General features: G+C 53.2%; 18 protein-coding genes. 17 read left to right on the top strand and 1 reads right to left on the bottom strand.

Going from position 1 to position 18,238, the window contains the following annotated elements; genetic code table 11:
- Nucleotides 1-40: 40 nt before the first annotated feature.
- The 4 genes from ACT3RR_RS01195 (at nucleotide 41) to ACT3RR_RS01180 (ending at nucleotide 3,307) form a co-directional block, all read left to right on the top strand.
- Nucleotides 41-937, top strand: coding sequence for an amino acid ABC transporter substrate-binding protein (locus ACT3RR_RS01195; RefSeq protein ID WP_353501337.1), 897 nt, complete (start codon nucleotides 41-43; stop codon nucleotides 935-937).
- 227 nt (nucleotides 938-1,164) lie between these two features.
- Entirely contained in the window at nucleotides 1,165-1,905 is a 741-nt protein-coding gene (locus ACT3RR_RS01190) for an amino acid ABC transporter permease (protein ID WP_353501336.1), read from the top strand.
- 2 nt (nucleotides 1,906-1,907) lie between these two features.
- The gene (gene gltK / locus ACT3RR_RS01185) at nucleotides 1,908-2,585 is read left to right on the top strand and encodes a glutamate/aspartate ABC transporter permease GltK (RefSeq protein ID WP_353501335.1); all 678 of its coding nucleotides are present in this window, start codon (nucleotides 1,908-1,910) and stop codon (nucleotides 2,583-2,585) included.
- Nucleotides 2,582-3,307 (top strand): amino acid ABC transporter ATP-binding protein, encoded by a 726-nt coding sequence (locus ACT3RR_RS01180; protein ID WP_496199585.1) that lies wholly within the window; start codon nucleotides 2,582-2,584, stop codon nucleotides 3,305-3,307. Before gltK ends, ACT3RR_RS01180 begins: the two co-directional genes overlap by 4 nt.
- A 69-nt stretch (nucleotides 3,308-3,376) precedes the next feature.
- Here the strand turns inward: ACT3RR_RS01180 and ACT3RR_RS01175 are convergent, their stop codons facing one another.
- Nucleotides 3,377-3,880 (bottom strand): zinc ribbon-containing protein, encoded by a 504-nt coding sequence (locus ACT3RR_RS01175; RefSeq protein ID WP_236942800.1) that lies wholly within the window; start codon nucleotides 3,878-3,880, stop codon nucleotides 3,377-3,379.
- 267 nt (nucleotides 3,881-4,147) lie between these two features.
- Between ACT3RR_RS01175 and leuS the strand changes: the two genes are divergently transcribed.
- The 13 genes from leuS (at nucleotide 4,148) to lipA (ending at nucleotide 18,061) form a co-directional block, all read left to right on the top strand.
- On the top strand, nucleotides 4,148-6,730 hold the full coding sequence (leuS, locus tag ACT3RR_RS01170) for a leucine--tRNA ligase (RefSeq protein WP_496199584.1): 2,583 nt from the start codon (nucleotides 4,148-4,150) through the stop codon (nucleotides 6,728-6,730).
- A 14-nt stretch (nucleotides 6,731-6,744) separates the two neighbouring features.
- Nucleotides 6,745-7,392 carry an LPS assembly lipoprotein LptE gene (gene lptE / locus ACT3RR_RS01165; protein ID WP_496199583.1) on the top strand — a complete coding sequence of 216 codons (648 nt, stop codon included), beginning with the start codon at nucleotides 6,745-6,747 and terminating at the stop codon, nucleotides 7,390-7,392.
- Nucleotides 7,389-8,426, top strand: a complete 1,038-nt coding sequence (gene holA / locus ACT3RR_RS01160; protein WP_496199582.1) for a DNA polymerase III subunit delta — start codon at nucleotides 7,389-7,391, stop codon at nucleotides 8,424-8,426. The genes lptE and holA overlap by 4 nt, the downstream gene beginning before the upstream one ends.
- Before the next feature lie 20 nt (nucleotides 8,427-8,446).
- On the top strand, nucleotides 8,447-9,112 hold the full coding sequence (gene nadD / locus ACT3RR_RS01155; protein WP_496199581.1) for a nicotinate-nucleotide adenylyltransferase: 666 nt from the start codon (nucleotides 8,447-8,449) through the stop codon (nucleotides 9,110-9,112).
- 253 nt (nucleotides 9,113-9,365) lie between these two features.
- Nucleotides 9,366-9,683 carry a ribosome silencing factor gene (gene rsfS, locus ACT3RR_RS01150; protein ID WP_100937776.1) on the top strand — a complete coding sequence of 106 codons (318 nt, stop codon included), beginning with the start codon at nucleotides 9,366-9,368 and terminating at the stop codon, nucleotides 9,681-9,683.
- A 3-nt stretch (nucleotides 9,684-9,686) separates the two neighbouring features.
- Nucleotides 9,687-10,157 (top strand): 23S rRNA (pseudouridine(1915)-N(3))-methyltransferase RlmH, encoded by a 471-nt coding sequence (gene rlmH, locus ACT3RR_RS01145; protein ID WP_485901603.1) that lies wholly within the window; start codon nucleotides 9,687-9,689, stop codon nucleotides 10,155-10,157.
- A gap of 39 nt (nucleotides 10,158-10,196) precedes the next feature.
- Nucleotides 10,197-12,101: a peptidoglycan DD-transpeptidase MrdA gene (gene mrdA / locus ACT3RR_RS01140; protein ID WP_353501329.1), complete on the top strand. Its 1,905-nt coding sequence runs from the start codon at nucleotides 10,197-10,199 to the stop codon at nucleotides 12,099-12,101.
- A gap of 6 nt (nucleotides 12,102-12,107) precedes the next feature.
- The gene (gene mrdB / locus ACT3RR_RS01135; protein WP_034788358.1) at nucleotides 12,108-13,220 is read left to right on the top strand and encodes a peptidoglycan glycosyltransferase MrdB; all 1,113 of its coding nucleotides are present in this window, start codon (nucleotides 12,108-12,110) and stop codon (nucleotides 13,218-13,220) included.
- A 10-nt stretch (nucleotides 13,221-13,230) separates the two neighbouring features.
- Nucleotides 13,231-14,367, top strand: a complete 1,137-nt coding sequence (rlpA, locus tag ACT3RR_RS01130) for an endolytic peptidoglycan transglycosylase RlpA (RefSeq protein ID WP_496199580.1) — start codon at nucleotides 13,231-13,233, stop codon at nucleotides 14,365-14,367.
- Nucleotides 14,368-14,558: 191 nt separating this feature from the next.
- Nucleotides 14,559-15,767: a D-alanyl-D-alanine carboxypeptidase DacA gene (gene dacA / locus ACT3RR_RS01125; RefSeq protein WP_485901608.1), complete on the top strand. Its 1,209-nt coding sequence runs from the start codon at nucleotides 14,559-14,561 to the stop codon at nucleotides 15,765-15,767.
- 134 nt (nucleotides 15,768-15,901) lie between these two features.
- Complete coding sequence (ybeD, locus tag ACT3RR_RS01120) at nucleotides 15,902-16,165, top strand: DUF493 family protein YbeD (protein ID WP_353501326.1); 264 nt, start codon at nucleotides 15,902-15,904, stop codon at nucleotides 16,163-16,165.
- 73 nt (nucleotides 16,166-16,238) lie between these two features.
- A complete protein-coding gene (gene lipB, locus ACT3RR_RS01115) occupies nucleotides 16,239-16,922 on the top strand; it encodes a lipoyl(octanoyl) transferase LipB (protein WP_441655837.1) in 684 nt (227 codons plus the stop codon).
- A gap of 173 nt (nucleotides 16,923-17,095) precedes the next feature.
- A complete protein-coding gene (gene lipA, locus ACT3RR_RS01110; RefSeq protein WP_034788353.1) occupies nucleotides 17,096-18,061 on the top strand; it encodes a lipoyl synthase in 966 nt (321 codons plus the stop codon).
- The last annotated feature ends 177 nt before the right edge of the window (nucleotides 18,062-18,238 follow it).

Here is an 18,238-nt window from a genome sequence, read left to right as displayed (position 1 = left end):
CCTCGGTGTGGATCTTTAACGACAGCAAAGGAGTTGGACAATGCAAATGCGCAAATTGGCGTTATCGGTACTGCTGGCAGGCCTGGCAGCAAGTAGCGTAGCCCATGCAGAAGACCTGAACGGTACCCTGAAGAAAATCAAAGATAACGGCGTTATTGTCGTCGGTCACCGTGAGTCTTCTGTGCCATTTTCTTATTACGACAATAATCAAAAAGTGGTGGGTTACTCTCAGGACTACTCCAACGCTATCGTTGAGGCGGTGAAGAAAAAGCTGAACTTGCCTAATCTGCAAGTCAAATTGATGCCAATCACCTCGCAAAACCGTATTCCTTTGCTGCAAAACGGCACCTACGATTTTGAGTGTGGCTCAACCACTAACAACGTAGAACGCCAGCAACAAGCGGCTTTCTCTGACACTATCTTCATCATCGGCACCCGCCTGCTGGTGAAAAAAGGGTCTGACATTAAAGATTTCGATGACCTGAAAGGCAAAACCGTGGTGGTGACTTCAGGGACTACCTCTGAAATCCTGCTCAACAAGCTGAACGAAGAGAAGAAACTGGGCATGCGCATCATCAGCGCAAAAGACCACGGGGACTCCTTCCGTACGCTGGAAACCGGCCGCGCAGTGGCGTTCATGATGGACGATGCTCTGCTGGCTGGCGAACGTGCTAAAGCTAAAAAGCCTGATGACTGGACCATCGTCGGCACGCCTCAATCCAAAGAAGCTTACGGCTGTATGCTGCGTAAAGATGACGCCGGCTTTAAAACGCTGGTCGATGACACCATCGCTAAAACCCAGACCTCGGGCGAAGCCGCCAAGTGGTTTGATAAATGGTTCAAGCAGCCTATTCCTCCAAAGAACCTGAACATGAACTTCGAACTGTCAGACGACATGCAAGCTCTGTTCAAAGCGCCTAACGACAAAGCGCTGTAAGTTTCGTAGTCAGATAATAAGACAGACGGGAAGGCCCCAACGTGATTTACCAATTGCCGCGGGGAAATAAAGGGCTGGCCCACCAGCCTTGTGATGACAGCCTGAAAAGGCAGCAAGACCGGAATGCGGGGTGGTCGTTCCCCACCTCGCATTTTTTGCGTCACTAAGCATGGGATTGGTTCGTCATCACTCAGTAGGGTTGCGTTCGCGCGCATTATGGAGTTTTTATGTCTATAGATTGGAACTGGGGCATTTTTCTGCAACAAGCCCCCTTCGGGAATACCACTTATCTTGGGTGGATTTGGAATGGATTTCAGGTCACCGTCGCACTGTCACTGTGTGCCTGGGTTATCGCTTTCTTTGTCGGCTCTCTGTTCGGTATCTTGCGTACCGTCCCCAACCGTTTCCTCTCGGGTATCGGCACTTGCTACGTTGAGCTGTTTCGTAACGTCCCCCTGATCGTCCAATTCTTTACCTGGTATCTGGTGGTTCCTGAACTGCTGCCGGAAAGCATTGGCATGTGGTTTAAATCAGAACTTCCGCCAAACGTGCAGTTCTTCTCCTCATCGGTTATCTGCCTCGGGTTGTTCACCGCAGCGCGTGTCTGTGAGCAGGTTCGTGCCGCAATCCAGTCACTGCCTCGCGGCCAGCGTAACGCCGGTTTAGCGATGGGCCTGACCCTGCCGCAAACCTATCGCTACGTGCTGTTGCCGAATGCTTATCGCGTGATTGTTCCGCCAATGACCTCTGAAATGGTCAACCTGGTGAAGAACTCCGCGATCGCCTCCACCATTGGTCTGGTCGACATGGCAGCACAGGCCGGAAAACTGCTGGATTACTCTGCTCACGCCTATGAATCATTTACTGCCATTACTGTTGCCTACGTGCTCATCAATGCAGTGATCATGCTGCTGATGCATTTTGTCGAACGCAAAGTCCGCCTGCCGGGCAACATGGGAGGTAAATAATCATGCATGATTTCGACTGGAGTTCTATTGGCCCTGGCCTGCCCTATTTATGGCAAGGCATGCTGATCACGCTGGAAATCACCGCGATTGCTATCGTCGTGGGTATCCTGTGGGGCACGCTGTTGGCGGTAATGCGCTTATCATCATTCAAGCCCATCAGCTGGTTCGCCACGGCCTATGTGAATATTTTCCGTGCCATTCCATTGGTTATGGTGCTGCTGTGGTTCTATCTGATCGTGCCAAGTTTCCTGCAAAAAGTACTTGGCCTGTCACCAAAAACCGACATTCGTTTAATTTCAGCGATGGTGGCTTTCGCCCTGTTCGAAGCGGCCTATTATTCTGAAATTATTCGTGCCGGGATAATCAGTATTGCTCGCGGCCAATCCTCAGCCGCGCTGGCGCTGGGGATGACTCAATGGCAAGCCATGAAACTGGTTATTCTGCCGCAGGCGTTCCGTGCGATGGTGCCCCTGCTACTGACTCAGGCGATTGTTTTGTTCCAGGACACCTCGCTGGTGTACGTGCTTGGTCTGGCGGACTTCTTCCGCAGCGCCTCTAACATCGGCGACCGTGACGGCACACTCGTCGAAATGGTTCTGTTCGCCGGAGCTATCTATTTTGTTATCAGCCTTTCCGCTTCCTTGCTGGTGCGTTATTTGAAGAAAAGGACAGTTTCATGATTTCACTGAAGAATGTTTCTAAATGGTATGGTCACTTCCAGGTGCTGACCGACTGCAGCACCGAGGTTAAAAAAGGTGAAGTTGTGGTGGTTTGCGGTCCTTCGGGGTCAGGTAAGTCAACGCTTATCAAAACCGTGAATGGGCTTGAGCCAGTGCAGAAAGGTGACATTCTGGTTAACGGCACGCCGGTTAATGACAAGAAAACCAATCTGGCGCAGCTGCGTGCCAAAGTTGGCATGGTGTTCCAGCATTTTGAGCTGTTCCCGCATCTGTCTATCATCGACAACCTGACTCTGGCGCAGGTCAAAGTCTTGAAGCGTGATAAAGCCGCAGCAAAAGATAAAGGCCTGAAATTGCTGGATCGCGTCGGGTTATCGGCTCACGCCAGTAAATTCCCCGGCCAGCTTTCTGGCGGCCAGCAGCAGCGCGTGGCTATCGCCCGTGCGCTGTGTATGGACCCGATTGCCATGCTGTTTGATGAGCCAACCTCGGCCCTTGATCCGGAAATGATCAACGAAGTGCTGGACGTCATGGTTGAACTGGCGAACGAAGGCATGACCATGATGGTGGTGACTCACGAAATGGGCTTTGCCCGCAAAGTGGCAAACCGCGTGATTTTCATGGATGAAGGCAAAATCGTTGAAGACCGCAATAAAGACGATTTCTTCAACAATCCAGAATCTGACCGCGCTCGTGACTTCTTAGCGAAGATCCTGCACTAATCCGCTCGGCTTTTCGCTATTAATAAACCGCCAGCCCGTGCTGGCGGTTTTTGTTTTACAGGCCGGAGATTAAGGCTCAAAAGCCTTGCGGGTAAACTCGGTGCCGTTGCATTTCGGGCATTTACTTAACACTTCCGGGGTGTAAACCGCCAGCGTAAAGTGACAGTTTTCGCACACCAGATTGCCCAATCCGACCACTTCCCCACTGTGATACACCCCGTGGTGGTTGACGTCCTTAAACACCTCTTTCCATTCAAGCTGGGTTTTGTCGGTCATGTCCGCCAGCTCTTTCCACAGGCTCTCTTTAATGATGCGCATAAAGACGCTATCTTCTTCCGTATCTTCGACAGTGGCGGCCTGCCTATTTTCCGTATAGCTGCGGGCAAATTCGCGCAAATCGCGACGAACGGAGTAAGTTAATTGCTCAATTTGCAAATCCGTTAGCTTGCCTTCTCTTTGCAACGTTTCGCGAGCATCCTGAACCAAGGCATCCACATCCCTTTCGCCGTTTTGTAGACGCTCGGTTAACGAGCTGACCAACTGGCGATAATACTGTGCGACATTGTTCATAATTTCCCCTAAGTCAAAGCGACGTGAACGAACATTCAGTCATGAGCCATGGGACTTATTTTAGTCGTAAATCACTGATCCGGTACGGACAATATCCCGAGATGTCTCGCACTTTGAGAATATTCCCTCTGCAACATGCAGAAATCCCCATTGACGACGCGCTTGGTGTTGTTGCCTCAGGCGCTTATCAGCTATGCTATGCGGATCTTTTGATTAAAACTATTTGAGCTACAGGCGTAGCTGTTTTCACTCACAGGACCACCGGCCGCCATGCAAGAGCAATACCGCCCAGAAGAAATAGAGTCACACGTTCAGCTTCACTGGCAAGAGAAGCAGACCTTTAAAGTTACCGAGCAGCCTGGTAAAGAGAAGTACTACTGTCTCTCCATGTTGCCATACCCGTCCGGCCGCCTACATATGGGCCACGTGCGTAACTACACCATCGGTGACGTGATCTCCCGCTACCAGCGTATGCTGGGTAAAAACGTTCTACAGCCAATCGGCTGGGACGCATTTGGGCTACCGGCGGAAGGCGCTGCGGTAAAAAACAATACTGCACCGGCTCCGTGGACCTACGAAAACATCGAATACATGAAGAACCAGCTTAAACTGTTGGGCTTCGGCTATGACTGGGATCGCGAACTGGCGACCTGCCAGCCTGACTACTACCGTTGGGAACAGTGGTTCTTCACCAAGCTGTATGAAAAAGGTTTGGTTTATAAGAAGACTTCTGCCGTTAACTGGTGCCCGCATGACCTGACCGTTTTAGCTAACGAACAGGTTATCGACGGCTGCTGCTGGCGCTGTGATACCAAGGTGGAACGCAAAGAAATTCCACAGTGGTTCATTAAAATCACTGCCTATGCCGACCAACTGCTTAACGATTTGGATACGCTGGAAAGCTGGCCTGAGCAGGTCAAAACCATGCAGCGTAACTGGATTGGCCGCTCTGAAGGCGTTGAGATCACCTTCGACGTCGAAAACAGTGAAGAGAAAGTCACCGTGTACACCACGCGTCCTGACACCTTCCTGGGCGCCACCTACGTTGCGGTTGCAGCAGGTCACCCACTCTCTTTACAAGCTGCGGCAACTGACCCTGCCTTGGCTGATTTCATCGACGAATGCCGCAATACCAAAGTTGCCGAAGCAGAAATGGCGACCATGGAAAAACGCGGCATGGATACCGGCCTGTTTGCTATTCACCCGCTGACGGGCAAGAAAGTGGCAATCTGGGTCGCTAACTTCGTCTTGATGGAATACGGCACCGGCGCAGTAATGGCGGTTCCAAGCCACGACCAGCGTGACTGGGAGTTCGCCACCAAATATAACCTGCCAATCGTTCCGGTCATTCTGAACGCTGACGGCACTGAGCCAGACGTGTCTGCTGCAGCGTTGACCGAAAAAGGCACCCTGTATAATTCTGGAGAATTTGACGGTCTGAGCCACGAAGCGGGCTTCAACGCCATCGCCGATAAGCTGGTTGCTTTAGGCGTGGGCGAGCGCAAGGTGAACTACCGCCTGCGTGACTGGGGTGTTTCACGCCAGCGCTACTGGGGTGCACCAATCCCAATGATCACGCTGGAAGATGGCACAGTGATCCCAACGCCAGAAGACCAACTGCCAGTTATCCTGCCGGAAGACGTGGTCATGGACGGCATCACCAGCCCAATCAAAGCTGACCCAGAGTGGGCAAAAACCACGGTCAACGGCGTGCCTGGCCTGCGTGAAACCGACACCTTCGACACCTTTATGGAGTCTTCCTGGTACTACGCGCGCTACACTTGCCCGCAGTACGACCAAGGCATGTTGGACCCGGCGGCAGCTAACTATTGGCTGCCAGTGGACCAATATGTAGGTGGTATCGAACACGCCATCATGCACCTGATGTACTTCCGCTTCTTCCACAAACTGATGCGCGACGCGGGTCTGGTCAACTCTGACGAACCGGCTAAACGCCTGCTGTGCCAAGGCATGGTACTGGCTGACGCCTTCTATTACACCGGCAACGGCGGCGAGCGCGTTTGGGTTTCTCCGGTAGACGCTACCGTTGAGCGTGACGAGAAAGGCCGCATTGTTAAAGCCACTGACCCAGAAGGTCGCGAGCTGGTTTATGCTGGCATGAGCAAGATGTCCAAGTCTAAGAACAACGGCATCGACCCTCAGGTTATGGTTGAGAAATACGGTGCGGACACCGTTCGTCTGTTCATGATGTTTGCTTCTCCGGCAGAAATGACGCTGGAATGGCAAGAATCTGGCGTGGAAGGGGCAAACCGCTTCCTGAAACGTGTCTGGAAGCTGGCCTTCGAACACACGCAGAAAGGCGCTACCGTGGCTCTTGACGCGGCTTCGCTGACTGAAGCACAGAAAGATTTACGCCGCGACCTGCACAAAACTATCGCCAAAGTGACCGATGATATCGGCCGCCGTCAGACCTTCAACACCGCGATTGCTGCCGTGATGGAGCTGATGAACAAGCTTGGCCGTGCGCCGCAAGAAAGCGATCAAGACCGCGCCCTGCTGCAAGAAGCGCTGCTGGCCGTGGTGCGTATGTTGTATCCATTCACTCCACACGTGTGCTTCAGCCTTTGGCAGACACTGGGCGGTGAGGGCGACGTTGATACTGCACCTTGGCCACAAGCTGATGAGCAGGCTATGGTTGAAGACTCTAAACTGGTGGTTGTGCAGGTTAACGGCAAAGTGCGTGGCAAAATTACCGTTGCTGCGGATGCTACCGAAGAGCAAGTACGCGAGCGTGCTGCACAAGAACATCTGGTCGCTAAATATCTGGATGGCGTGACTGTGCGTAAAGTCATCTACGTTCCAGGCAAACTGCTTAACCTGGTTGTAGGTTGAGTCAAGGAGGGGTTGTGCGACATCGTATACTGATGCTGTTATTGGGTGCTGTAGTTCTGGTGACGTCGGGTTGTGGTTTCCACCTGCGCGGTACTACCGACGTGCCGGATGAGATGAAAACTATCACACTCGACAGTGGGGACCCATATGGACCACTGGCGCGTGAGGTGCGTACACAGCTGCGTTTGAATAATGTCACCATTGTGGAAGATTCAAAGCGTAAAGATATTCCCTCTCTGCGCCTACAGGGTGAGCTTGTCAATCAGGCCACTGCCTCCATCTTCCAGGATGGCCGTACCGCTGAGTACCAAATGCAGATGACGGTTAATGCACAGGTGCTGTTGCCAGGAAAGGATCTCTATCCTATCCATGTGACCGTATTCCGTTCGTTCTTCGACAACCCGTTGACGGCGCTGGCGAAGGATAACGAGCAAGACATCATTATCAGCGAAATGCGTACTCAGGCTTCCCAGCAGCTGATCCGTAAACTGTTGACCGTCCATGCTTCGGAAAAAGAGAAGCAGTCCGAGGCAGTGAAAGATGCAACGCCGGTGGTTATCACAACCCAATCTGCAGCAGAAGAAATGAAAAAGCAGGATGCGGAAAATGCAGCAGGTCGCGACATGTTTGCGCCTAAGCCGGTCAGTTCTTCGGCTCCATGATTCGACTCTATCCTGAACAACTTGCCGCGCAGCTCCGAGAGGGGCTGCGCGCTTGTTATTTATTATGTGGAAATGATCCCCTGCTGATCCAGGAAAGTCAGGACAGCATTCGCAAAGCGGCCCAAGCGGCAGCTTTCGAAGAACACTACACGTTTACCCTTGATGCCCATACCGAGTGGGATGCTATCTTCAGCATCTGTCAGGCATTAAGTCTGTTTGCTTCACGGCAAACTCTGCTGCTTATCTTGCCAGAGAACGGCCCACCTGCGCCTATGGGTGAGCAGTTAGTCAAACTCACTCAGCTGCTGCACGACGATATTCTGCTGGTGCTGCGCGGCACAAAGCTCACCAAAGCCCAAGAAAACAGCGCCTGGTTTAAAGCCCTGAGCGATCGCGGCGTCTTTGTTAGCTGCCAAACGCCCGAGCAGGCGCAGTTGCCTCGCTGGGTGGCAAAACGCGCTAAAGAGTTATCCCTCGAGCTTGATGAGCCAGCCAACCAGCTGCTCTGCTATTGCTACGAAGGGAATCTGCTGGCGCTGGCCCAGTCTCTTGAGCGCCTCTCCCTGCTCTACCCCGACGGCAAACTGACCCTGCTGCGAGTAGAAGAAGCGGTTTACGACGCCGCGCACTTCACCCCTTTCCATTGGCTGGATGCGCTGTTGGCCGGTAAAAGCAAACGCGCGTGGCACATCCTGCGCCAGCTTCAGCAAGAAGATAGCGAGCCGGTTATCCTGCTACGCACCTTGCAGCGTGAACTGCTGATGCTGCTGACGCTGAAAAGAAAGATGGACACCACGCCGCTGCGCGCCCTGTTCGACCAATATAAAGTGTGGCAAAACCGCCGCACCTTGGTGACGCAGGCCCTGCAAAGGCTCTCTTTGCGCCAGCTGCAGCAGGCGGTTCATTTGCTGACAAAAATGGAAATCACGCTAAAACAGGACTACGGTCAATCCATCTGGCCTGAACTTGAAAGCCTATCGATGCTGATCTGCGGCAAGCCATTACCAGAGAGCTTTATCGACCTCGGCCAGTGATCAATCAGGAAGCTATATTGATGACCCACGACACCTCGTCCCGCGATTCCCTGTTGGCGCTGTTTGGCGGCACCTTTGATCCTATTCATTACGGCCATCTCAAGCCGGTTGAGCAATTGGCGAAAGAAGCCCATCTGGATCGCGTGGTGTTACTTCCCAATAATGTTCCGCCACATCGCCCGCAGCCAGAGGCTTCGCCCCAGCAGCGGCTAAAAATGGTTGAGCTGGCGGTGCAGGGAAATTCGCTGTTTTCGGTCGACGATCGTGAACTGAAAGTGGATACGCCCTCCTACAGCATCGTGACACTTGAAACGTTACGTAAAGAGTATGGCGCTGACCGCCCGCTGGCGTTTATCATCGGCCAGGATTCGCTGCTAACCCTGCATAAATGGCATCGCTGGGAAGATTTACTGGGAGTGTGTCATCTGCTGGTGATGGCAAGACCGGGTTACGCGGAACGTCTGGATACGCCTGAGCTGCAACGTTGGTATGACCAACACCAGGTCGAGGATGCGGCGAAACTCAAGCAACGGCCGCACGGATTCATTTATCAGGCGAATACCCCACTGCTGGATATTTCGGCAACTGAAATTCGCCAGCGTCGGCACGAGGGCAAAAGTTTCGCAGATTTAGTGCCGGACGCCGTTGAGCGCTATATTGAGTCAAATAGTCTTTACACTAAATGATTTGAGTCACAGTAAGGTGGGTTTATATCACCCGTGGGTAACGCGTGGTATACTGCGCCGCTTAATTTCGGCTTGCGGTATAGCTGTGGCGATAACGAACGTAATCATTTGATTCATCGTGTTTTTTCGGCATTAACTCCGTATTTCGACGTACACTCTTTTTTGAAAGCCCTCTCCTGCACGCAGCGTTTGCGCTCATGCAGCAGAAGGTTTTCATCAAGCTAACCCGTTTCAACATCCCCAGGGGGAACCTTTGCAAGGTAAAGCGCTCCAAGATTTTGTTATCGATAAAGTCGATGACCTGAAAGCACAAGACATCATTGCCATTGATGTTATCGGTAAATCCAGCATTACTGACTGCATGATCATCTGTACCGGCACTTCCAGCCGTCACGTGATGTCTATTGCAGGGCATCTGGTAGAAGAAGTGAAAGCCGCTGGCTTAGACGCCATGGGCGTTAAAGGCATCAATGAGGCGGATTGGGTTGTTGTCGACCTGGGTGAAGTGATTGTTCACGTCATGCAGGAAGAGAGCCGCCAGCTGTATGAGCTTGAGAAACTCTGGGCTTAATTCGTGAAACTGCAACTCGTCGCTGTCGGAACCAAAATGCCCGACTGGGTTCAGACCGGTTTTAACGATTATCTCAGCCGTTTCCCTAAAGATATGCCTTTTGAACTGGTCGAAGTCCCGGCTGGGAAACGGGGCAAAAATGCCGATATCAAACGCATTCTTGAAAAAGAAGGCGAGCAGATGCTGGCTGCGGTCGGGAAAGGCAACAGGATTGTGACGCTGGATATTCCAGGTACGCCCTGGGAAACCCCAACGCTTGCCCAACAACTGGAGCGCTGGAAGCAGGATGGCCGCAACGTCAGCCTGTTGATTGGCGGCCCTGAAGGGCTAGCACCTGCGTGTAAAGCCGCAGCCGAGCAGAGCTGGTCGCTCTCTCCGCTGACCCTGCCCCATCCGTTAGTTCGGGTGTTGGTGGCGGAAAGCCTTTATCGTGCATGGAGTATCACCACAAATCATCCATACCACCGGGAATAATCGGTTGGTGAATGTCAGCAACATGAATTAAGTAGTGGGATGAAAATAGATCGTAACCCTTTTCGCGACTATACGGCTGAATCAGCCCTCTTTGTGCGCCGTGCACTGGTGGCGTTCACAGGTATTCTGCTACTCAGCGGTGTGCTGGCATTCAATCTGTATAACTTACAGATTGTTCGTTTTCAGGATTACCAAACCCGCTCCAACGACAACCGTATCAAACTGGTCCCCATAGCGCCGAGCCGTGGCATCATTTATGACCGCAACGGCACGCCTCTGGCGCTGAACCGCACCATTTACCAGCTCGAACTGGTTCCGGAAAAAGTCGACAATCTCGCCGCCATCCTCGAAGGCCTGAAGCCTATTGTCGATTTGACTCCCGAAGATATTGAAAACTTTCAAAAAGAGCGCAAACGTTCGCGCCGCTTCACTTCTATTCCCGTAAAAACCGCCCTGACCGAAGTCCAGGTGGCGCGCTTTGCTGTTAACCAATTCAATTTCCCCGGCGTTGAAGTCAAAGGCTATCAGCGCCGCTATTACCCTTACGGCTCAGCCCTCACCCACGTGATTGGCTATGTCTCGAAGATCAACGACCGTGACGTAGAGCGTCTGGATAAAGACGGCATTTTGGCTAACTACGCCGCGACGCACGACATTGGCAAGCTGGGCATCGAGCGTTATTACGAAGACACGCTGCATGGCAAAACGGGCTATGAAGAAGTCGAAGTAAACAACCGCGGGCGGGTTATTCGCCAGCTGCACGAAGAGCCGCCGCAGGCTGGTAAAGACATCTACCTGACCATAGATCTCGCCCTGCAAACCTATATTGAAGAGTTGCTGACCGGCAGCCGTTCCGCCGTGGTGGTGTCCGACCCGCGCGACGGCAGCATCCGCGCACTGGTTTCCAACCCGAGCTATGACCCCAACCTGTTCGTCGACGGTATCTCGAGCAAGGACTACAGCGGCCTGTTGAATGACCCGAACAAGCCGCTGATAAACCGCGCGACGCAGGGGGTTTACCCTCCGGCGTCGACGGTGAAACCTTATATTGCCGTCTCGGCGCTGACCGCCGGAGTGATCACCAAGGCGACCTCGCTGTTTGACCCAGGCTGGTGGCAGCTTCCAGGCTCTGACAAACGCTATCGCGACTGGAAACACTGGGGCCACGGCCGCCTAAACGTCACTAAATCGCTGGAAGAGTCGGCGGATACCTTCTTCTACCAAGTGGCTTACGACATGGGCATAGACCGCCTGTCGGAGTGGATGGGCAAATTCGGCTATGGCCAGTATTCCGGTATCGACTTGTCCGAAGAGCGCAACGGCAACATGCCGAGCCGGGACTGGAAATTCAAACGCTTTAAAAAACCTTGGTATCAGGGTGACACCATTCCGGTCGGCATCGGCCAAGGCTACTGGACGGCAACGCCAATCCAGATAATGAAAGCCATGACCACGCTCATCAATGACGGCACGGTGAAAACGCCGCACTTGCTGCTAAGCACCAAAGTCGACGGCAAGCTGGTTCCCTACCAGCAGCAGGAAACCACGCAGATTGGTGATGTGCATTCAGGCTATTGGGAAATCGCCAAAGACGGGATGTACGGCGTGGCTAACCGCCCTAACGGCACCGCGCGTAAGAGCTTCGCCGACGCGCCTTATAAAGCCGCCGCCAAATCCGGTACAGCACAAGTTTACGGTTTGAAAGCCAATGAAATCTATAATGCGAATAAGATATCCGAACATCTTCGCGACCATAAATTAATGACCGCCTTTGCGCCATTCAATAACCCGACGGTAGCCGTCGCGGTGATCCTTGAAAACGGTGGCGCCGGTCCGGCCGTGGGTACCATTACCCGCCAGATACTCGACCATATTTTGTTGGGCGACAATACGACACAACTACCGGCTGAAGCGCCAGCTCCGCCGGGAATCGAAGGTGATTAACCGAACATGACTGAAAACCAACAAAAAGGGTCGCTGTGGTCGAAAATGCATATCGACCTCACCCTGCTGCTGATTGTGCTTGCCCTGCTGGCCTATAGCGCCTTCGTGATGTGGAGCGCCAGCGGCCAGGATATCGGCATGATGGAGCGCAAAATTGGTCAGATTGTGATGGGGCTTATCATCATGCTGGTCATGGCGCAGATCCCGCCACGCGTCTATGAAAGCTGGGCACCCTATCTCTATATTGTCTGCGTGCTGTTGCTGGTGCTGGTGGATGCCTTCGGCACCATCAGTAAAGGGGCGCAGCGCTGGCTTGATCTCGGGGTGGTACGCTTCCAGCCGTCGGAATTGGCGAAAATCGCCGTGCCGCTGATGGTGGCGCGCTTTATCAACCGCGACGTCTGCCCGCCATCATTGAAGAATACCGCCATCGCGCTGGCGCTGATTTTCATTCCCACCCTACTGGTTGCCGCGCAGCCCGACCTCGGGACGTCTATTCTTATCGCCGCCTCTGGCCTGTTTGTCCTGTTCTTATCGGGCATGAGTTGGAAGCTTATCGCCGTCGCCGCCCTGCTGGTTGCCGCCTTCATCCCTATCCTGTGGTTCTTCCTGATGCATGATTACCAGCGTGACCGCGTGATGATGCTGCTGGACCCTGAGAGCGACCCACTGGGCGCGGGCTACCACATTATTCAGTCGAAAATCGCCATTGGTTCTGGCGGCCTTTCCGGCAAAGGCTGGCTGCACGGCACCCAGTCACAGCTCGAATTCCTGCCCGAACGCCATACCGACTTTATCTTTGCCGTATTGGCCGAAGAGCTAGGACTGGTGGGGGTTTTGGTGCTGCTCGCGCTCTATCTATGCTTGATTATGCGCGGGCTGGTGATTGCGGCTCGCGCGCAAACCACATTTGGACGAGTGATGTCCGGTGGGCTGATGTTAATTTTATTCGTTTATGTGTTCGTTAACATCGGCATGGTCAGTGGTATTGTCCCAGTGGTTGGGGTACCTTTGCCACTGGTCAGCTATGGTGGCTCAGCGCTCATCGTGCTGATGGCAGGGTTTGGTATCGTCATGTCGATACATACTCATCGAAAAATGTTATCAAAAAACTTATAAGAGGTGGGCGATGCGTAAGCAGTGGCTTGGAGCCGTCATTATCGGGTTGTTATTGAGCGCCTGTAGTACCGAAGACACACAGCAACAACAACCGGCCCCACCGCAGACCTATAACGGTCCCGTGGTTGAAATCGGCGGCGCTGATCCGCGTTACGAACCTTATAATCCGGGCACCAGTCAGGATTATTCAGTCAATGGCAAAACCTACAAAATTGTCAAAGACCCGTCTAACTTCTCTCAGGTCGGCTTAGCCTCTTGGTATGGGCAAGAAAACGGCAGCAACACCACGGCTATTGGCGAAGAGTTTGACCCGAACGCCCTGACCGCCGCGCACCCTACTTTGCCGATCCCAAGCTATGTTCGCGTGACCAACGTCGCCAACGGCCGCATGTTGGTGGTTCGCGTTAACGACCGTGGCCCTTATACGCCGGGCCGCATTATTGATTTATCCCAGGCCGCCGCCGAGCGTCTGAACCTGACTAACAGCACCAAAGTCAGAATCGACTTCATCAATGTTGCTCCAGACGGCACGCTGTCTGGCCCAGGCACCATTGGTACTACCGTCGCCAAACAGTCTTATGCTCTGCCAGCGCGCCCGGAATTGGGTGCTAGCGGTATCGGTACGCCGGTGCAAAGTGCGCCAACTGACACAGGTGCGGCAGTTCGCCCCATTGATAACAGCACCCTGACCAACGCCGAAGATACCGATACCGTCGCCACTACCGGCGCGGCGGGGAATGGCGGCAACGGCGGTGGTGGCTTCCTGCAATCACCAAAACCTGTGCCACAGGGTATTTTGGAACATGATGATCCAGCCCCCGTCGCTTCTCCAAGCCCTGCTCCGGCGATGGCCGCAGTAGCTGCGCCTGCCGCCGTGGCAGCCGCATCGGCTCCTCATGCGTCATCATCAAACCACGCGGCGGGCGGCAACTACATGGTGCAGGTCGGCGCGCTGAGCAATCCGCAAAACGCCGCGCTATGGCAAAAAAGCCTGAGCCAGAAGTTCTCCGTGCCGGGCAAAGTTCAACCTAATGGCAGTATGTACCGTGTACAGCTGGGTCCGATGAGCCGCCAGCAGGCAGAACAGCTTAAACAACGTCTGGCTAGCGAAGCCCAGCAGCAGTCGTTTGTTGTCTCAGCCCTGTGATGCGCTAAATCATCGCGAGACGAGATGCATTTCCTTAACGGGGCTACGGCCCCGTTTTTTCCACCAATGTGAAATTGGTAAAAAAGGGTAAACACTTTCAAGCCGCTGTAATCGCAGATGTCTGAATATGTCGCTTCTGCTATAGTGTGGCACGTTTTTAACTTACTTCTACGGATGTTGCTGTCCCTATCATGAAACTTGTAACTACCCCACTTCTCGTCAAAAGCTTGGCTTTTGGCACAGCTCTGACCCTTTGTGCAGCGTCCGCCTATGCCGACGATGTTAATTTAAAGACGATGATCCCTGGCGTACCGCAAATTGATGCTGAAGCCTATATCCTGATTGATTACAACTCAGGCAAAGTGCTGGCTGAAATGAATGCTGACGCACGCCGTGACCCAGCCAGCTTGACCAAAATGATGACCAGTTATGTTATCGGTCAATCCATCAAAGCGGGCAAAATCACCCCAAACGATATGGTTACCGTGGGTCAGGACGCGTGGGCGACCGGCAACCCGGTATTCAAAGGCTCCTCCTTGATGTTCCTCAAGCCGGGCGATCGCGTCGCGGTTTCTGAGCTGAACCGTGGCATCATTTTGCAATCCGGCAACGATGCCTGTGTGGCGATGGCCGACTACGTCGCGGGCAGCCAAGACGCATTTGTTGGCTTGATGAATAACTACGTGAACGCGCTGGGTCTGAAAAACACCCACTTTGGCACGGTTCACGGTCTGGACGCCGCAGGGCAGTTCAGCTCGGCGCGCGACATGGCGCTGATCGGTCAGGCGCTTATCCGTGACGTGCCGGAAGAGTACGCGACCTACAAAGAGAAAGAGTTCACCTTCAACAACATCCGCCAGACCAACCGTAATGGCCTGTTGTGGGACACCAGCCTGAACGTTGACGGCATCAAAACCGGTCACACTGAGTCCGCGGGCTACAACCTGGTGGCTTCGGCAACTGAAGGCCAGATGCGCCTGATCTCCGCCGTGATGGGGGGTCACACCTATAAAGGCCGTGAAGTTGAAAGTAAAAAACTGCTGACCTGGGGCTTCCGTTTCTTCGAAACCGTCTCGCCACTGAAAGCCGGTAAAGAATTTGCCTCTGAGCCAGTCTGGTTTGGCGACACCGACCGCGTCGCGCTGGGCGTTGATAAAGACGCTTACCTGACCATTCCACGCGGCCGCATGAAAGATTTGAAAGCCAGCTACGTGTTGACCAACCCTGAGCTGCACGCACCATTGCAGAAAAATCAGGTAGTTGGCTCTATCAACTTCCAGCTTGATGGTAAAACCATTGACGAGCGCCCTCTGGTGGTGCTGAATGAAGTCAAAGAAGGGGGCTTCTTCGGCCGCATCGTGGATTATATCAAACTGATGTTCCACCACTGGTTCGGCTAAGCGCGGGCTTGAAAAGCCGCCTTTACCCCCCACATAGTTACTATTACTATTGTGATATTGATCACACTCCCGCTTCGGCGGGAGTGTAATTTTAATAACAATAATCCGTCTGCTGTAAACACGCTGGAGTGCACATGAAAACCAAACTTAACGAACTGCTCGAATTCCCATGTCCCTTTACTTATAAAGTAATGGGTCTGGCACAGCCCGAGTTGGTTGATCAGGTTGTGGAAGTCGTGCAACGCCATGCGCCTGGCGACTACAATCCTCAGGTAAAACCGAGCAGTAAAGGGAATTACCACTCCGTATCAATTACGATCAACGCGCAGCATATCGATCAGGTCGAAACCCTGTACGACGAGCTGGGTAATCTCGAAATTGTCCGCATGGTATTGTGATCCCTTCTTGTGAATTGCCTAATGCAGCGCCCTAATCGGTGCTGCATTGCTTTTTCTGTGCCCCTCTTTTTAAATGGCGATAGCTGCTGTGCAACAAGATAAACTGCAACAACGCATTGTGTTACGTCAGCTGGGTCTACAGCCTTACGAACCAGTGTCCCGCGCGATGCATCTGTTCACTGACAACCGTACCCCTGAAACCCAAGATGAAATTTGGCTGGTCGAGCACCACAAGGTCTTCACTCAGGGTCAGGCGGGTAAGGCAGAGCACGTGCTGCTGCCGGGCGATATTCCCGTCATTCAGAGCGATCGCGGCGGGCAGGTCACCTATCACGGCCCCGGCCAACAAGTGATGTACGTGATGGTGGATTTGAAGCGCAAAAAGTTGGGCGTACGCCAGCTAGTGACCGCCATTGAGCAAACCGTGGTGGATACCCTCGCCCACTTCTCAATTGATGCTTACCCGCGTGCCGATGCCCCCGGCGTCTATGTGGATCGCAAAAAAATCTGTTCGCTGGGTCTGCGTATCCGCAAAGGCTGCTCGCTGCACGGCCTGGCGCTGAATATTAATATGGATCTCGAGCCTTTCCTGCGCATCAATCCCTGTGGCTATGCCGGGTTGGAAATGACGCAGGTCAGTCGTGAAAAACCGGGGCTGACGGTCGATGACGTCATGCCGGTGCTGGTGAAATCTTTCAATAACTTACTGAATTACCAGCAAGTGGATTACCTGCCATGGCAGGCCGAAGACTATTAATGTTAAAGAAATGTAGACTTTGTTGCTTATGAGCACTTCTGGGGCTGAATAGTGAGCGGCATAAGTGTTATAATTTCTGCAATTATTCAGATTTTTTTTAATGAATCATCCAGTTCATTGAATGTCCTGACAAAACTCGAGTAACGAGTGACAAACCTGGAACCTGCAAGCTTATGAGTAAACCGATTCAGATGGAACGCGGCGTTAAATACCGCGATGCAGATAAGATGGCGTTAATCCCGGTGAAAACCGTGGCCACTGACCGGCAGGAAATGTTACGTAAGCCGGCTTGGATGAAAATCAAATTGCCGGCTGATTCGAGCCGCATTCAGGGCATCAAAGCCGCCTTGCGTAAAAACGGATTACACTCCGTTTGTGAAGAGGCCGCTTGTCCTAACCTCTCCGAATGCTTCAACCACGGTACGGCTACCTTTATGATCCTCGGCGCGATTTGTACCCGCCGTTGCCCATTCTGTGACGTTGCCCACGGCCGCCCAACCGCGCCAGATACCAATGAGCCGCAGAAGCTGGCACAGACTATCGCCGATATGGGCCTGCGCTACGTGGTTATCACCTCGGTTGACCGCGATGATCTGCGCGATGGCGGTGCTCAGCACTTTGCCGACTGTATCGCCGCTATTCGCGAGAAGAACCCAACCATCAAAATTGAAACGCTGGTGCCGGACTTCCGTGGCCGTATGGATCGCGCGCTGGATATCCTCAACGCCACGCCGCCAGACGTGTTCAACCACAACTTAGAAAACGTGCCGCGCGTTTACCGTCAGGTGCGCCCTGGTGCTAACTACGAGTGGTCACTGACCCTGCTGCAACGCTTCAAAGAAGCTCATCCTGATATCCCAACCAAGTCTGGTTTGATGGTCGGTCTGGGCGAAACCAATGAAGAGATCATAGAAGTGATGCGCGACCTGCGTCGTCACGGCGTGACTATGTTGACCCTCGGCCAGTACTTGCAGCCAAGCCGTCACCACTTGCCGGTACAGCGTTATGTCAGCCCGGAAGAGTTCGATTACATGAAAGAAGAAGCGCTGAAAATGGGCTTCACCCACGCGGCTTGTGGTCCTTTCGTGCGTTCTTCTTACCATGCTGATCTGCAGGCCAAAGGCATCGAAGTAAAATAAGCCTTATCGCGGCGCCGCGACCTGAGTTAACGCGCCGCAAGCTTAAGTCTTGAAGGTAGAGGCTGTCACACTTTGTTACTTTTCAGCCAATAGAAACGACAAAAAACGGTTGCTCACATGAGCAGCCGTTTTTTATTTGCGGCGACCAAAACCGCCGCGAAGTGTCTGGCTACAACA

The organism is Ewingella sp. AOP8-B2-18 (assembly GCF_052376015.1).
Classification (GTDB): domain Bacteria; phylum Pseudomonadota; class Gammaproteobacteria; order Enterobacterales; family Enterobacteriaceae; genus Ewingella; species Ewingella allii.
This window is presented reverse-complemented; position numbering and strand designations above follow the sequence as displayed.

What these genes read in the sequence shown, in the direction of transcription:
- ACT3RR_RS01195 (WP_353501337.1), top strand. Translation starts at nt 41, where the DNA reads ATGCAAATGCGCAAATTGGCGTTATCGGTACTGCTGGCAGGCCTGGCA.
- ACT3RR_RS01190 (WP_353501336.1), top strand. Translation starts at nt 1,165, where the DNA reads ATGTCTATAGATTGGAACTGGGGCATTTTTCTGCAACAAGCCCCCTTC.
- gltK (WP_353501335.1), top strand. Translation starts at nt 1,908, where the DNA reads ATGCATGATTTCGACTGGAGTTCTATTGGCCCTGGCCTGCCCTATTTA.
- ACT3RR_RS01180 (WP_496199585.1), top strand. Translation starts at nt 2,582, where the DNA reads ATGATTTCACTGAAGAATGTTTCTAAATGGTATGGTCACTTCCAGGTG.
- leuS (WP_496199584.1), top strand. Translation starts at nt 4,148, where the DNA reads ATGCAAGAGCAATACCGCCCAGAAGAAATAGAGTCACACGTTCAGCTT.
- holA (WP_496199582.1), top strand. Translation starts at nt 7,389, where the DNA reads ATGATTCGACTCTATCCTGAACAACTTGCCGCGCAGCTCCGAGAGGGG.
- nadD (WP_496199581.1), top strand. Translation starts at nt 8,447, where the DNA reads ATGACCCACGACACCTCGTCCCGCGATTCCCTGTTGGCGCTGTTTGGC.
- mrdA (WP_353501329.1), top strand. Translation starts at nt 10,197, where the DNA reads ATGAAAATAGATCGTAACCCTTTTCGCGACTATACGGCTGAATCAGCC.
- mrdB (WP_034788358.1), top strand. Translation starts at nt 12,108, where the DNA reads ATGACTGAAAACCAACAAAAAGGGTCGCTGTGGTCGAAAATGCATATC.
- rlpA (WP_496199580.1), top strand. Translation starts at nt 13,231, where the DNA reads ATGCGTAAGCAGTGGCTTGGAGCCGTCATTATCGGGTTGTTATTGAGC.
- dacA (WP_485901608.1), top strand. Translation starts at nt 14,559, where the DNA reads ATGAAACTTGTAACTACCCCACTTCTCGTCAAAAGCTTGGCTTTTGGC.
- ybeD (WP_353501326.1), top strand. Translation starts at nt 15,902, where the DNA reads ATGAAAACCAAACTTAACGAACTGCTCGAATTCCCATGTCCCTTTACT.
- lipB (WP_441655837.1), top strand. Translation starts at nt 16,239, where the DNA reads ATGGCGATAGCTGCTGTGCAACAAGATAAACTGCAACAACGCATTGTG.
- lipA (WP_034788353.1), top strand. Translation starts at nt 17,096, where the DNA reads ATGAGTAAACCGATTCAGATGGAACGCGGCGTTAAATACCGCGATGCA.